The 13,024-nt window shown below is 44.2% G+C and carries 16 protein-coding genes and 1 pseudogene; 4 read left to right on the top strand and 13 right to left on the bottom strand.

Annotation, left to right across the window (positions count from 1 at the left end):
* Positions 1-6 precede the first annotated feature (6 nt).
* From ACTTKA_RS00435 to ACTTKA_RS00390, 10 genes and pseudogenes are all read right to left on the bottom strand, one after another.
* Positions 7-864, bottom strand: a complete 858-nt coding sequence (locus ACTTKA_RS00435; RefSeq protein ID WP_442713162.1) for an AraC family transcriptional regulator — start codon at positions 862-864, stop codon at positions 7-9.
* Positions 865-1,134: 270 nt separating this feature from the next.
* Positions 1,135-1,203: pseudogene (locus ACTTKA_RS00430) on the bottom strand (DNA-3-methyladenine glycosylase I); the annotation flags it as partial.
* Positions 1,204-1,215: 12 nt separating this feature from the next.
* Complete coding sequence (locus ACTTKA_RS00425; RefSeq protein WP_442713163.1) at positions 1,216-1,851, bottom strand: DUF4276 family protein; 636 nt, start codon at positions 1,849-1,851, stop codon at positions 1,216-1,218.
* A 13-nt stretch (positions 1,852-1,864) separates the two neighbouring features.
* Positions 1,865-2,935 (bottom strand): AAA family ATPase, encoded by a 1,071-nt coding sequence (locus ACTTKA_RS00420; protein WP_442723553.1) that lies wholly within the window; start codon positions 2,933-2,935, stop codon positions 1,865-1,867.
* 226 nt (positions 2,936-3,161) lie between these two features.
* The gene (locus tag ACTTKA_RS00415; RefSeq protein WP_442723552.1) at positions 3,162-3,740 is read right to left on the bottom strand and encodes a DNA-3-methyladenine glycosylase I; all 579 of its coding nucleotides are present in this window, start codon (positions 3,738-3,740) and stop codon (positions 3,162-3,164) included.
* Positions 3,741-3,808: 68 nt separating this feature from the next.
* Positions 3,809-4,294: an L-2-amino-thiazoline-4-carboxylic acid hydrolase gene (locus tag ACTTKA_RS00410; RefSeq protein ID WP_442723551.1), complete on the bottom strand. Its 486-nt coding sequence runs from the start codon at positions 4,292-4,294 to the stop codon at positions 3,809-3,811.
* 266 nt (positions 4,295-4,560) lie between these two features.
* Positions 4,561-5,124 (bottom strand): Crp/Fnr family transcriptional regulator, encoded by a 564-nt coding sequence (locus ACTTKA_RS00405; RefSeq protein ID WP_442723550.1) that lies wholly within the window; start codon positions 5,122-5,124, stop codon positions 4,561-4,563.
* Between the two features lie 21 nt (positions 5,125-5,145).
* Positions 5,146-5,346: a DUF4180 domain-containing protein gene (locus ACTTKA_RS00400; RefSeq protein WP_442723549.1), complete on the bottom strand. Its 201-nt coding sequence runs from the start codon at positions 5,344-5,346 to the stop codon at positions 5,146-5,148.
* Between the two features lie 11 nt (positions 5,347-5,357).
* Positions 5,358-5,936 (bottom strand): GNAT family N-acetyltransferase, encoded by a 579-nt coding sequence (locus ACTTKA_RS00395; RefSeq protein WP_442723548.1) that lies wholly within the window; start codon positions 5,934-5,936, stop codon positions 5,358-5,360.
* Between the two features lie 15 nt (positions 5,937-5,951).
* Positions 5,952-6,317 (bottom strand): DUF4180 domain-containing protein, encoded by a 366-nt coding sequence (locus ACTTKA_RS00390; protein WP_442723547.1) that lies wholly within the window; start codon positions 6,315-6,317, stop codon positions 5,952-5,954.
* 138 nt (positions 6,318-6,455) lie between these two features.
* Here ACTTKA_RS00390 and ACTTKA_RS00385 point away from each other — a divergent pair, with 138 nt between their 5' ends.
* The 4 genes from ACTTKA_RS00385 to ACTTKA_RS00370 all read left to right on the top strand — a co-directional run bounded on the left by ACTTKA_RS00385 (position 6,456) and on the right by ACTTKA_RS00370 (position 10,650).
* Positions 6,456-7,895 carry a transglutaminase-like domain-containing protein gene (locus ACTTKA_RS00385; RefSeq protein ID WP_442723546.1) on the top strand — a complete coding sequence of 480 codons (1,440 nt, stop codon included), beginning with the start codon at positions 6,456-6,458 and terminating at the stop codon, positions 7,893-7,895.
* A gap of 109 nt (positions 7,896-8,004) precedes the next feature.
* Positions 8,005-8,895 carry a hydroxypyruvate isomerase family protein gene (locus ACTTKA_RS00380; RefSeq protein WP_442723545.1) on the top strand — a complete coding sequence of 297 codons (891 nt, stop codon included), beginning with the start codon at positions 8,005-8,007 and terminating at the stop codon, positions 8,893-8,895.
* An 87-nt stretch (positions 8,896-8,982) separates the two neighbouring features.
* Complete coding sequence (locus tag ACTTKA_RS00375) at positions 8,983-10,380, top strand: family 16 glycoside hydrolase (protein ID WP_442723544.1); 1,398 nt, start codon at positions 8,983-8,985, stop codon at positions 10,378-10,380.
* Positions 10,381-10,389: 9 nt separating this feature from the next.
* On the top strand, positions 10,390-10,650 hold the full coding sequence (locus ACTTKA_RS00370; RefSeq protein WP_442713172.1) for a glutaredoxin family protein: 261 nt from the start codon (positions 10,390-10,392) through the stop codon (positions 10,648-10,650).
* Positions 10,651-10,815: 165 nt separating this feature from the next.
* Here ACTTKA_RS00370 and ACTTKA_RS00365 read toward each other — a convergent pair whose 3' ends face one another.
* From ACTTKA_RS00365 to ACTTKA_RS00355, 3 genes are read right to left on the bottom strand one after another with little or no spacing between them, the layout of a single operon-like run.
* Positions 10,816-11,340 carry a DUF1858 domain-containing protein gene (locus ACTTKA_RS00365; RefSeq protein ID WP_442713173.1) on the bottom strand — a complete coding sequence of 175 codons (525 nt, stop codon included), beginning with the start codon at positions 11,338-11,340 and terminating at the stop codon, positions 10,816-10,818.
* On the bottom strand, positions 11,327-12,562 hold the full coding sequence (locus tag ACTTKA_RS00360; RefSeq protein WP_442723543.1) for a DUF438 domain-containing protein: 1,236 nt from the start codon (positions 12,560-12,562) through the stop codon (positions 11,327-11,329). The genes ACTTKA_RS00365 and ACTTKA_RS00360 overlap by 14 nt, the downstream gene beginning before the upstream one ends.
* 55 nt (positions 12,563-12,617) lie before the next feature.
* Positions 12,618-12,947, bottom strand: coding sequence for a cupin domain-containing protein (locus tag ACTTKA_RS00355; RefSeq protein WP_442723542.1), 330 nt, complete (start codon positions 12,945-12,947; stop codon positions 12,618-12,620).
* Positions 12,948-13,024 lie beyond the last annotated feature (77 nt).

Raw genomic sequence — 13,024 nt, 5'->3', positions numbered from 1 at the left:
ACAGGGTTATTTTACAGGGATATAAATTTCCGTTTTCAGTTTTTCAGGAGATGTTTTCCGGCAATCGTTGAGGTATTTCTCGAAGGTGAAGGTATTGCGAAGTTCATAACCGCTTCCGGTCAGCCACTTGTCGAAAATCGTGTCGTACACATCGCTCAGATGGTCGTACGAACCCTGATAGGTGAATACGGCGTACTTTCCGCCCTCGATCTCCTTAACCCCCACCTCGCCGAAAGGCTTGGCAGGTTTGTGGACGGTAAGGCATATATCGGAACGTTGTTTATCGCTTTCGGTAACGTTCGGGGTGTCGTGCGAAATGCAAATAGCCTCTATGCCTGCTGTAAAAAGCTTGTTTTCTTTCACAAAAGCCCAAAGTTTGGCGTAAGCCTCGTCGTAATTGAGCGTTCCGTAAGCTCCCGTAAGAGCTACATAAATAATCTGCTTTGGAGGCAAATCAATGATTTTGGGAGCCTTCAATTTCATTTCGGTAAAAGGATTTTCTCGTGCCATAAGATGTAAATTTTTATTGTTTCGATATTCGCTGGGGCTTACGCCGTAAAATTTCCGGAACGATTTAGACAAGGACGAAGGCATTTCGTAACCTACATTTTCGGCTATTTGCTCAATCGGCAAATCGGAATAACGAAGCAAAACGGCCGAAGACTCCACCCTAAGGCGGGTGACATAAGCGGCAAGCGATTCTTTTTTAAACGCTTTGAAGATACGATGAAAATGAAATTCCGAGAAATTGGAGATCCCTGCCAGGGTCTTCAGATCTATTTTTTCGTCCAAATGGCTGTTGATATACTCGACCACCTTGTTGATACGTCTGATGTAATCTTGTCGAATCGTTTCCGCTTGCATTCGCTGTCGTTTTTATTCTATGGCAAAAATACAACCGGTTTTTAAAATGTTGCTTTTCCTGTCTTGCTAATTTGTTTTCTTTGAGAGGGTACAACAGAGTTCTATTTATCGGGCTATGTTGGGCGTGGTTGTTGTACGGACACAATGAATTGGGCCTGTACGGGATGATATGCTCTTTATGTTGTTCATATGAGAGCACATAGTTGTTTTATTGTTTTTTTCGGAAAGCGGAATGCTTTGTGGATATTAATTCTGTTTGTTTTTCCCTTTTCACACATTGCGAAAATCACAGTCGACCAGATGGTCATTGACCATTCCGACGGCTTGCATAAATGAGTGGTAATTTTGATGCTACTTGCTTTTAATTTTATCAATCCATTCTTTAAAGTGTAGATTTTTTTCGCAAATATTATATAATCCAATGCTTTCTACGAGCAGGTTTCCATAAACTATTTTATCGTAACCGGATATAATCTTCTCTAATCGATGAGAAGGACTTGTCAATGGCGAATCATTAATCATTTCTGGGTCTGGGAATTGTTGTAATATTTTTTGAATTTTATTTTTTTTACATTCGTCATCAACAAAGTTACTATCAAAAACTTCATAATTATTAAACAACATGGCTTCAAATTCGTGTAATTGCAAATAAGGAATAAACCTGTCTCTCAATGAGGAGTCAATAGCATCTTTCATTGCTTGTTCGCAAAAATCTACTTTTTGGCGAATATTGTTTATTACATTGGCTTCCGTTTGTTTTGGAAAAGTATTCTCCTTGCGACCATAATAATCTATCATTGTTGTTACAAAGGCGTATTGATTCGATTTAAGTGATTTTTCCACAAGACTCTTCACTCTTTCCCAGTTACAATTGCCGCCCAAATTTCTGGCTTCTATTCTATATTCATTATAACCTAAATAAGTGTTTAGCAGCTTGCAAAACTCGACTTCGGTTTCCCCTTCACAAATGATAATAATTACTTTCATTCTTCATTCCGATTTAAAAGGGTTGCCCAGAGTTAATGATATTTTGTTTCCACATATCACCGACAGCATATTCATCTAACCAAACAGAAAGGTCTTCTTCTTTCAGCCTTTCAAAATGGCTTTCGCCATCTACACTGTCTACAGTAATAATATCTTCAGCCCGAAAGTGATTGATAAGCTCTACTGATTGAGTGGCCATAATAACTTGGCAATCTTTATGGGAGGCTGATTTAACCAGTCCGGCTAATTTTGCAATAGCAAAAGGATGCAGACCTAATTCAGGTTCATCGATAATTAATGTTTTTGGCAGTCGTGGTTGCAACAACAAAGTTGCCAAGGCAATAAACCGTATCGTTCCGTCCGATAAATCATAGGAACTATAAAGTTGCTCACTGTGCTTATTCTTCCACAATAAACGAATATTGCCGTTATTTTCATTGGGGATTAGTTGGAAATCTGAAAAATAAGGTGCAACAGATTCTATCGTTTTAACGATTCGATGATATACGATGGGTTGTTCTTGTTTGATTTTATACAACAGAGCTGCTAAATTACTTCCATCGCTATATAAAGAGTAAATATCCTTGTTAATGTTCGACTCCTTATGAAAAGGCGAATCTTTTCCTGTGTCGTGAAAGTGGTATTTCTTTACTTCAGAGAGGTAGTTTTTTATAAATTCCGCTCTCGGAGCAGTTTCTCTCTGTAGGTTTGTTTCTGAATTATAGTTGGAGATATCCATTGGGTTATTATAATATGGATTGTTATCATACCACAAACCTTCTTTTTCAAAAAGAAATTGTCCCTGATTGTTTCCTAATGTAAAAGAATATCCATTTTTGTTGAATTTCAAATAACATTCAATGTTTTTTGTGATTTTAATTCCTTTATGCAGAAACTTTTCTACTCCTCCATTCAGAGCAGTGTAGCCCTGTAGGTTCTTATTGTAAATATTTTCCAGGAAAGAAAAAAAGGAAAGAAAAATTGATTTACCACTACCATTTGAACCTATTAAAATATTCAAAGGTGCTAATTCTAAATCTAATTCTTTTATAGATTTGTATCCCTTTATTTCTATTCTATCCATAGTTTATTTATCTGCTTTTATAGCGCTTAGTATTGAGATAAAACTCTTGTAATTGCATCATATATATTATGCTTTTTAAAGCATGTCGAATCACTCTGCAAAGTTAAAAGAATCTTTATAAAGGAGGTCATATTTGTTCGAAAAAACATAAACCATAATTCACTTATACATAAATTATCTTCATAATTTCCTGCTTTGTTACGTCAAATTGTCGGGGGATACTTTTTCACATATTGCGAAAATCACAGTCGAGCAGATGGTCATTGACCATTCCGACGGCTTGCATAAAGGCATATACAATGGTTGAGCCTACGAACTTAAAGCCTCTTTTCTTCAAATCCTTGCTTATCTTGTCCGAAAGTTCCGTTTTTGCGGGCACTTCGCCTATTTCCTTCCACGAATTAACAATGGGTTGATGATTGACAAACGCCCACAGATAATTGCTGAACGAACCGAAGTCCTCACAGACTTTGAAGTATGCCTTTGCATTGACGGAGACCGATTTTATCTTTAATCGGTTGCGAATGATTCCCTCGTTTTGCATCAGTTCGGCTTCTTTTCGGTCATCGTAATTAACGACAATCTCAGGACGAAAATCGTCGAAAGCTTCACAAAACGCCTCCATCTTGTTTAATACGGTTACCCAGCTTAGCCCGGCCTGCATGCCTTCCAATATCAGCATCTTGAACAGCTCTCTGTCGTCGTAGACGGGAATTCCCCATTGGTTGTCGTGGTAGGCTTGTTCTACCGGATGCTTTGTTGCCCAATCGCAACGTTTGATGTTTTCTTTATTTTTTATTTCCATGAAACAAAGGTAATCTTTTTTCCATAAATCGAGTAGATATGCAATTCATTGCGTATCTACAACAAATTTTATTCGATATGGAGATTTTCTTCCTTCACGAACCACATCTGGCAAGTTGCTCCGGAGGCGAAGGTAACAGGGCGGACAAAGCGGAAACCGTGCTTTTCGGATTTTATACCGTTGATCCAGCCCAGATCGATTCGGCAAATGAGGGGTTGAAGCTCCAATCTGTTCAGACGTTTCAATGTCTCATAAAAAAGGCATTTTTTGATGCATAAAACATAGCCGAAATCATCGTCAATGGGTCGTTCAAATTCGAAACTGTCGCCGAAATAGCTTTGTTCCCTCATTTTTGAAGATGCAACCAATGCTTTGAAGGGATTCGGGGCAGTGTCGAGCATCTTTTCCGTTCCCTCAACCATAAAAGAATAAGTGAGAGCGTTAATGCTTTCTTCTGTCCATAACAAAGACTTTTCAGGGCAAATGTCAATTTCTAAAAAGGCTTCGTAGAGCGAAGCGACCAAAAGTACAAACGAAACATGTCCACGATCCAAATCATTATTTATAAGCGATTTTACTTTCTGAGAATTAACGGAAAAACGCTTTTCAAAAATTACTTTATACTCTTCAAAGAGAGTTTCTTTCAGTTTGTTTTGGGCTTTTATATATTCAAACGCTCCGTTTTTTATCCATTCGAAAACGTCTAAAGGCGAGAGACTATACCCCTCATAATAAATATTTTTGCTTTCCATACATTCATTTTAAAATTATGGCGCAAAAATAAAAAGCCGTGGAAAATGAAAAGTTGCGAAAAGGCAAGTTATTTGGACGATTTCGCCCGGCTAATCGAATATTTGCTCATTCCGAGCATCGAAGCAAGGTCTTTTTGCTTTACTTTTTTGATGAAATCGGGATATTTGAAAAGTTCTTCGTAGCGGTCTTTGACGGAGTGGTTTTGGAACAGTTCTATCACTTTCGTCAAATTAAGAATCGTTTCTTGTTGATTATAGAACAGGAACTTAGAAAACCAATCGTACCTTTCAATCAGTAAATCTATATGATTTTTATGAATTTGCAGAATTTCGGTGGCTTCGGTGGCGATAATCTCATATTGCGAAGGCGTCCCACGTGTGAAACTCTCCAATTCGGTAAAAAAATAATCCTCAAACGCAATCCATCCTGTGCGTTCCTCGGCAGCATCGTTGAAATAATAAATTCTTAACACCCCTCTATTTACATAATAATAATGCTTGCAAACACTTCCCATCGATAGCAACACTTCGCCTTTCTTCAGGGATTTAGATATACAAAACTCCTCCAAATCCGATTTCTCTATCAGGCTGTCGGGAACGGCTGAATGTATGTAATCGATAAATTTTTGCATTTTACTTCCCCGTTAAAGGCATCAATGTCTTAATCGACTTAAAGCTTCCGATAAAGAAGTCACAAAGTTTACTTGCGTACCTTTGTTACTCTCGCAGATAAAGGCTTCGAGGCTACGGTTCGTATATTTCGACCAGTCGCCAAACATCTTCCTGGCGGTTATCTCACCCGCGTCGGCACATTGGTCTACGACGTATTGTACAAAATCAGGATTACAAGCCATAATATACAGGTTTAATGTTCTTTGTTTCCAATATTATTCCGCCTCCACTGTTCGTATGATAGCTTGGTGAAGTGTTCCGTGCGGCAGTCGTCCATCAGCGGCACGGGCTTGTTATGCTCAGTGTGGTGATAGACGAATCCGCATTTCTCCTGTGCTCGCTTTGATTTCTCGTTGCCATCGTAGTACCCGCACCAAACGGCAGTTTGCCGTAAGTCCTCAAAAGCATACCGAAGTAGTTCGTTTACGGCTTCCGGTATCAAACCCTGTCCCCAATAGGGTTCGCCAATCCAATAACCTATTTCGCACTCATTGTCTGCCATCTGTGCGCTTTTGATTTCGCTTTTTTCGGTCATTATTCCGACGCTGCCGACAGTCTCGCCCGTTTCTTTCAGTACAACGGCATAAGTTTCAGGGGCAGAAAGGACTGTCTTTATTATTTCACGACTGTTATCAACGCTTGTGTGTGGTGGCCAGCCCGCAATGGGACCTATATTTGGATTCTGTGCATACTTGTATAGTGCTTCTGCGTCGCTTTCTTGCCATGCCCGCAGTATCAGGCGTTCGGTCTGTAATATTTTGTTTTGGGTCATTTTTATTTCAATTGTTTAATTAATTCTCGATAATAGTTTCAAGGCTTCGGTCGGTGAAGAGGAGAAGTTCACCGTCTTGCCTCTGTTGCTCTCGCAGATAAAGGCTTCGAGGCTACGGCTCGTATATTTCGACCAATCGCCGACAATGACTAACCGAATGCGATAGTTGGAGAACTTCTGAAGAATCTCGCCCGCCATTTTTGTTTTGAGGTCGAAGAAATCGGGAGTTATATTTTTTTCGTAGAGTATTATCCCATCGTATCCCTGATAATATGAATCACCTAATACGTTTAATGCATCCTCGATATTGCTAATTATCAGGTTGTCCGAATTGATTTCTGCAATTTTTATATGGCCTGTATGGTGTGTATCAAATCTCATTATTGTTTCACTTTCTGTTTTCCGGGAAACAAAGGTAGGTAAAATCTCGGGGATTTTATCTAAATTTGCTTCCGTGAGTTTTTCTAAAAAGAAATCTTTCTTACAACTTTCAAATAACATGATTAAACAACAGATAAAATGAAAAAAAACATTTCTTTCCTTTCTATTACTCTTCTGATGTTACTCTCTTCGTGTTCTTTGCAGAAGAAAAGTACAAAAGAGGAAATTTACGCGCAGATTGAGCTGGGGAATCATACCCTCGCAAGAGAACAGATTGATCGTATCATGCAAAACGAGCAGCTTACCGAAGAAGAGCGAAAGGCCTACCTGTTTGCCCTTGACTCGTTGCACAGAGTGGAGCTGGATTTCCGGAAGACAAGAGCCGAGGTGGTCGATTGGATTAAAAAGAATTGCGGATTCATGCCTTCCGATTCGCTTTTGGATGCATGGGAACAATCGAATGTGTTGGAGTTTCGGACAATTGACGGAGAAAAGCGTTATTTCCGTAATGCTGCGCCCAATATTTTCAGAGTAGATTCCGCGGCACGGGAACTCTCGAAAAACGCCGCCCCCCGGTCGGATACACCTCGCGATTCGCTCCTGATCGATGCTTTTACAAATAAAACGGCAACCGATACGAAAGGGAAATACCTGCTTCCGAAGAGAACCATCCGTCTGCGTTATACTCTCACGGTCGAACCTAATGCGGTGACCGACGGTGAAACGCTGAAAGTATGGCTTCCCTTTCCCCGAAAAGATATAGAACGGCAGACAGACGTTAAACTGTTGTCGACGACACAAGGAGAGTACACCTTGTCGGACGACCGTACCGTCCATACAAGTCTGTATATGGAACAACAGGCAGAGAAAGATCAACCGGCCGTCTTCGGTTTCGAGGCCGAAGTGACGTCGCGTGGCGAATGGTTCGATCTGTCGGAAATTACGGTGAAGCCCTATAATGAAAGGAATGAACTATTCATGACCTACACGGCCGAACGGGTTCCACATATCCGTTTTTCGGCGGATATTCGCCAATTAACCGACAGCATCACGCGCGATGCCCGTACGCCGGTCGAGACTTTACAGGCCGTCTACGCCTATATCACGGCTCATTACCCGTGGGCGAGCGCGCTGGAATATTCGACGATTGCCGATATACCTGCCTATGTGATCAAGAACCGCAAGGGCGATTGCGGGCAGGTCGCCTTGCTGCTAATTACGATGTTGCGTTATAAGGGAATCCCGGCTCGCTGGCAGAGCGGATGGATGACGCATCCGGGAGAAGTGAATCTGCACGACTGGGCGGAAGTCTATTTCGAAGGTACGGGATGGGTACCGGTCGATGTGTCGTTTGGACGTGGCGGACCTGTAGCGATCACTCCCGGACGATTCTTTTTTATGAGCGGTATCGACTCGTATCGGCTGTATATCAATTCGGACTATTCGGGCGCGTTCTATCCCCCGAAAGAGTTTCCGCGAAGCGAAACGGTCGATTTTCAACGAGGCGAAGTGGAATCCCGCCATGGAAATCTTTATTTCGACCGATGGGAGTATGATATGGAAATCACGTATCGGTAAAAAAAGGTTGGTTAGACATACTGCGACTAAAAAAAGGACGCGAGGAGCGCGGGGAGGCGTTTCAAAAAAACGTATCTTTGCGATGTGGAATTAAAAAACAACAGGAACTATGAATAGAATCAACAGAAGAACAGCCATCAGGACAGTATTGGTCGGCGGTGCGGCTCTTGCAGCCGGCAGTGTGGAAACGATGGCGCAGACAAAGCGGAAAGACCGGACAGCGGCAAAAAAAGAGCCCCTCAAAGGAAATATCCGTCACTCCGTAAGCAAATGGTGCTTCGGCGATTATCCGCTCGATGAGTTTTGCGTGATATGCAAAGACCTTGGCATCGAATCCATCGAACTGTTAGACCCGAAGGACTGGCCGGTCGTTCAACGTCACGGTCTGACGGTCGCCATGGCGCAAGGAGCCGGATTGGGAATAGACCGCGGATTTAACGATCCGTCGCTGCACGACGAACTTGTGGCGAGCTACGAGAAAGTGATCCCAATGGTGGCCGATGCGGGATTGAAAAACCTGATCTGTTTCTCCGGACGGCGCAACGGCGCGACCGATCTGCAAGGATGGGAAAACTGCGCCAAAGGACTCGGGCGCATTATGCAGACAGCCGAGAAGTACGGCGTGACCGTGTCAATGGAGTTGCTTAACAGCGTAGGCCACAAAGATTATCTGTGCGACCATACGGTTTGGGGCGCGGAACTGTGCCGGCGTGTCGGGTCGCCCAATTTCAAGCTGCTTTACGATATTTATCACATGCAGATCATGGAAGGCAATATCATCGACAACATCCGCAAGTATCACGAATATATCTCCCATTTCCATACGGGAGGTAATCCGGGACGTGCCGAAATCGACGAGACGCAGGAACTTTACTATCCGGCCATTATGCGGGTGCTGTTGGAGATCGGGTATAAAGGTTTTGTCGGACAGGAGTTCGTGCCTAAACAACCGGACAAAATCGCTTCGCTCGAAAAATGTATCCGCATTTGCGACGTGTAAGAAATAGAACCGTCGGTACGTGGAGAACGTTGAGCCTCTCTCAGTGTGCCGATATATCATAAAGTGTACGATTTATATTATAAACGAATGAACATCAAATATTTTCCAATCATCATATCAGGCTGTTTGTTGTGGGTGATGACGGCCTGCACATCATTGCCGAAAAGCGGCGTACTGTTCGACGGTAAAGATGCCGACTCGTGGGAGACTGTGGGTGATGTTTCCATAGAAGAAGGAATCCTTACGTTGCGGGGCAATCAGGCACAGGCCGTACTGAAGAACGGTTGCTATCGTGATTTCGATCTTTCGATCGAAATGCGTACCCTCTCCGGCGGTAAAGGATGGGTAAAATTTCATACGCTCTCCGATGCGAGCAAAGGATATGCCGTAGCCATCCATAACGACTGTAATGATAATGTCTGGTGGCGTATGACGGGAAGCCTCATGAGTGTCCGTAACCTGACGAAGAGTTTTGTAAAAGATGACGAATGGTTTAAGATGAATATCCGCGTGCAGGGCCGATCCGTTCAGGTACGGATTAACGAGGTGCCGGTAGTCGAGTACGTGGAACCGGCTAAGCCTTACCGTGTAGCGCCGAACGAGGAAGCGTTACTCTCCGAAGGAACATTTGCGATCGTGGGTAACGGAAGTGGTGAGATACAGATTCGGCATATCGCAGTGGAGGAGACAGAAACAGATCCACGCACCTTGGAGGCACTGGCATCTGCCGCGCTCGACGAGCAGAACGATGAAATTATCCGCCTGCATCAGGAAGATTTTCCGGTGCTTGACTATCATGTGCATCTGAAAGGCGGCCTGACCAAAGAAGCTGCCGCAGCACAGTCGCGCCGGTTAGGTATCAATTACGCCATTGCTCCCAACTGTGGTATCGGGTTTCCGGTCAGTACAAACGAACAGATCTTTGCTTATATCGACACAATGCGCACTCAACCGTTTATCCTCGCCATGCAAGCCGAAGGACGCGAATGGCAAACCACGTTCTCGCAAGAGGCACGGGACCGATTCGATTATATCTTTACCGATGCGATGACGTTTACCGATGATCAAGGACATCGGACACGCAGTTGGATCAAGGAAGAAGTCTTTATCGATAACGAAGAAAAATACATGGACATGATGCTCGACCGCATGTGTGCCGTACTGGAGGAGCCGGTCGATGTTTATGTCAACCCTTGTTATCTGCCGGATCAGATGAGCGACCGGTACGATATGTTTTGGACTGAAGAGCGCATGAACCGTTTCGTCGAAGCATTGACAAAGAGCGGAAAAGCGCTTGAGATTAATGAGCTCTACCGGATTCCGAACAAGGCTATACTAATGAAGGCCAAGGCCAAAGGTGTGAAATTTACGTTCGGAAGTAATAACGTAACTCCCGATGTGAGTAAACTTTCCTATAGCTTGCAAATGAAAAAAGAGTTGCAGCTAAAAGCCGAAGACATGTATAAACCGCGAATTAAACAATAAAAGAAACGAATGAAACCGATTACATTATTTTATCTGAAGAACTGCCCGTTCTGCAAAAAAGCGGAAGCGGCGATCAGCGAACTTCAAAAGCAAGACCGATACAAGGACATTGAAATCAACCGGATCGAAGAATCCGTACATCCCGAAATTGCCGACAAGTACGATTATTACTATGTCCCGACATTTTACATCGACGGAAAGAAAGTACACGAAGGCGGTATTTTTCCCGATGAGGTGAAGGCGCTTTTAGAAAAAGCATTGGAAGCGTAGCAGCCTGTTTCGTCCGGAAACACAGTTCAAAAATACCGGTGTGAATCTTTCCGGCTATGGCCGGAAGGATTCTTGCATTGAGCTGTGCTTTCCCGTTGCGACGGAAGATTGGAAAACATTACGCTACGATTTTTCAGGAGATCATGACAGGGGTATCTCTTCTTTTTACCGACAGATAAACGTCCGTACAACTCCGTCTCCCGGTTCGACCATAGTTATGGCGAAGCCTTTCTTTTCAAGCAGCTCGATCAGCGGAACGGGTGGAAAAGGAGTGAGCAGTTCCATACATTCTCCGGCTTGTAAGCGGTTGGCTTCCTTCATTACAAGCTCTTTCGGATGTTCTCCTTTTTCGAGCACGGGGCGTACATCGAGGGTAAAAGTGATCGTTGTGGGGGCTTTTCCAGCCAACGCTACGCGAGCGTTTTCGCTTTCGATAAGCGAGTTTTCGTCCGAAATGGATTGTCCCGCCGCTTGACGCAACGTATTGACCATCTCTACGATATTTGCATTCCCTACTTTGGCTGCCTGCCGGAGCGAAGTGACTTGAGCAACCGTGCGACGCAGGACGGGATTCTTCAGTGTCGCAAAGGCGGGAGAGAACTGAAGGAGCAACTCCTCCAGTTCGGGGTAATGCGTCAGCAGCTCGCCCACCTTGGTTTCCGGTGTAATCAGCGGTTTATTTCTGTGCATAAGACAAGAGCCGTTGATCGCCTTCGAGAAGGCGAAGTTGCGTAATATCTTGCGTTACTTCCACCACCCCCAGATAGTCGCCGTTTTTGTTGCGCACGGCAGTATATTCGATGTAGATGAATCGTCCCATGAAATTCGAGAGCCAGAAGACAGCCTTGTTCTCTTTGCCATTCTTGAAATCAGTCAGAATCTGTTCGACGATGTGTACGCTTCCGGGCGGATGACACATGCGCACGTCGCGTCCGATAATGGAACGGTTACGCTCGAACACCCGGTTGGGGCTGTGCGAGAAGAAACCGACTTTATCATCCTTATCGACGAATGTAATGTCGATAGGCAGATGAATGAAGAGTGCTTCCAACTCTTCGATGCTGAATACACCGGACGAGAGGCGGATGGCATCAGCCGTGATGTATTCCTGTTTTTCGATCTGTACGCCGTCGGGTCTCCACTCGTCGGTAGGATCGAACAGACAGTAACCGAATTCGGCTGTTTCCTGATAAATCTTATACCATTCTTCGTCGGTAAACGTATCCATGGCCATGGGCAACAGGATTTCTTCTTCTTTCATGATCATGCCGGAAATCATCTCGATTGCCGGATCAAGTACGAGCTGTACGATCGAATTCAGTTCCTCGGCGCTTCGGAAAGGAGTCGCCAGCGCTTCGAAGGAGCCTTTGAGCAGTTCGCGTATCTCGTCGTGCTTACCCCACATCACCTTGGGAGGCCCCGTGATCTGATGCTTTTCCAGATACGGAAAAATAAGATATTCTTTTCGTTTATAATGCTTGTCGATGTCGGCCAGACTGTTGAAGACGGTACGCAGTTTCAAGGCTTGGTCGACCACCTGCGCGTCAGTCAGCTGCGCGGCTTCGTTCTTCAGCACCTCGTACCGGTCGAGTTGCTCGCGGATAGCGCGGTTCTCACGCTTGAACGTATCGACCGGATGTCCCGCGGGGATCGGCTTGGCGCCGTGTTGGTCGATACTTCCGTCGAGTACGGCCGTATGCAGGTCGCAAAACGCGAGAATCTCATCTTCGCTCAGTGCACCACTTTCAATCAGCTCCTGTTCTACTTCCACGACTTCGTTGTACGGAATCGAACTCAGTACTTCTACGAGACGATTACGTAAGACATCAGGGTTGTCTCCTTCATGCAACCGAAGGAGCAAATGCCGCAACATCTCTTTGCGTTGCGACGAATTATTGATGAATTCACTCATGATTTTTTTAGATATGTAAACGGATTTGTATGATTTTCTGCGTCGAAGAGCTTATTTATTCCTCGCCGCGGATCATCGTTAATAACATTTTGAAGCGTTCTATGGCCTTCAGCGCATGCGGATGATTGGCCGGCATGATGATGCAGTCGCCTTTTTTTAATACGTGCGGCACACCGTCGATGCGTATCTCGACTTCACCGTCGAGCACTTGCACAAAAGCGTCGAAGGGCGCCGTGTGTTCACTCAATCCCTGTCCTTTATCGAACGAGAAAATCGTGATGTTTCCCGCCTGGTTTTTTGTCACCTGTTTACTGATCACGCCGCCCTGCGTGTAATCGACCGAGGCCTCGAGAGCTATCACGGTCGCTTTGTCGAAAGTTGTCATCGTATTTATTTTATAATTCGTTTTACAAGCGCAAAGATAGCTCGATCCTTACTCTGAAAATGTAATCTATGTGACAG

Origin of the sequence: Tannerella sp. (assembly GCF_052170195.1) — a bacterium.
In the GTDB taxonomy this organism is placed as follows: domain Bacteria; phylum Bacteroidota; class Bacteroidia; order Bacteroidales; family Tannerellaceae; genus Tannerella.
The sequence above is the reverse complement of the archived record's forward strand: the minus strand, read 5'-3'. Positions and strand labels throughout refer to the sequence as shown.

Excerpts from the sequence above, each read along its gene's own strand:
- ACTTKA_RS00435 (WP_442713162.1), bottom strand. The coding sequence starts at position 864 with ATGCAAGCGGAAACGATTCGACAAGATTACATCAGACGTATCAACAAG.
- ACTTKA_RS00425 (WP_442713163.1), bottom strand. The coding sequence starts at position 1,851 with ATGAAAGTAATTATTATCATTTGTGAAGGGGAAACCGAAGTCGAGTTT.
- ACTTKA_RS00420 (WP_442723553.1), bottom strand. The coding sequence starts at position 2,935 with ATGGATAGAATAGAAATAAAGGGATACAAATCTATAAAAGAATTAGAT.
- ACTTKA_RS00415 (WP_442723552.1), bottom strand. The coding sequence starts at position 3,740 with ATGGAAATAAAAAATAAAGAAAACATCAAACGTTGCGATTGGGCAACA.
- ACTTKA_RS00405 (WP_442723550.1), bottom strand. The coding sequence starts at position 5,124 with ATGCAAAAATTTATCGATTACATACATTCAGCCGTTCCCGACAGCCTG.
- ACTTKA_RS00400 (WP_442723549.1), bottom strand. The coding sequence starts at position 5,346 with ATGGCTTGTAATCCTGATTTTGTACAATACGTCGTAGACCAATGTGCC.
- ACTTKA_RS00395 (WP_442723548.1), bottom strand. The coding sequence starts at position 5,936 with ATGACCCAAAACAAAATATTACAGACCGAACGCCTGATACTGCGGGCA.
- ACTTKA_RS00390 (WP_442723547.1), bottom strand. The coding sequence starts at position 6,317 with ATGAGATTTGATACACACCATACAGGCCATATAAAAATTGCAGAAATC.
- ACTTKA_RS00385 (WP_442723546.1), top strand. The coding sequence starts at position 6,456 with ATGAAAAAAAACATTTCTTTCCTTTCTATTACTCTTCTGATGTTACTC.
- ACTTKA_RS00380 (WP_442723545.1), top strand. The coding sequence starts at position 8,005 with ATGAATAGAATCAACAGAAGAACAGCCATCAGGACAGTATTGGTCGGC.
- ACTTKA_RS00375 (WP_442723544.1), top strand. The coding sequence starts at position 8,983 with ATGAACATCAAATATTTTCCAATCATCATATCAGGCTGTTTGTTGTGG.
- ACTTKA_RS00370 (WP_442713172.1), top strand. The coding sequence starts at position 10,390 with ATGAAACCGATTACATTATTTTATCTGAAGAACTGCCCGTTCTGCAAA.
- ACTTKA_RS00365 (WP_442713173.1), bottom strand. The coding sequence starts at position 11,340 with ATGCACAGAAATAAACCGCTGATTACACCGGAAACCAAGGTGGGCGAG.
- ACTTKA_RS00360 (WP_442723543.1), bottom strand. The coding sequence starts at position 12,562 with ATGAGTGAATTCATCAATAATTCGTCGCAACGCAAAGAGATGTTGCGG.
- ACTTKA_RS00355 (WP_442723542.1), bottom strand. The coding sequence starts at position 12,947 with ATGACAACTTTCGACAAAGCGACCGTGATAGCTCTCGAGGCCTCGGTC.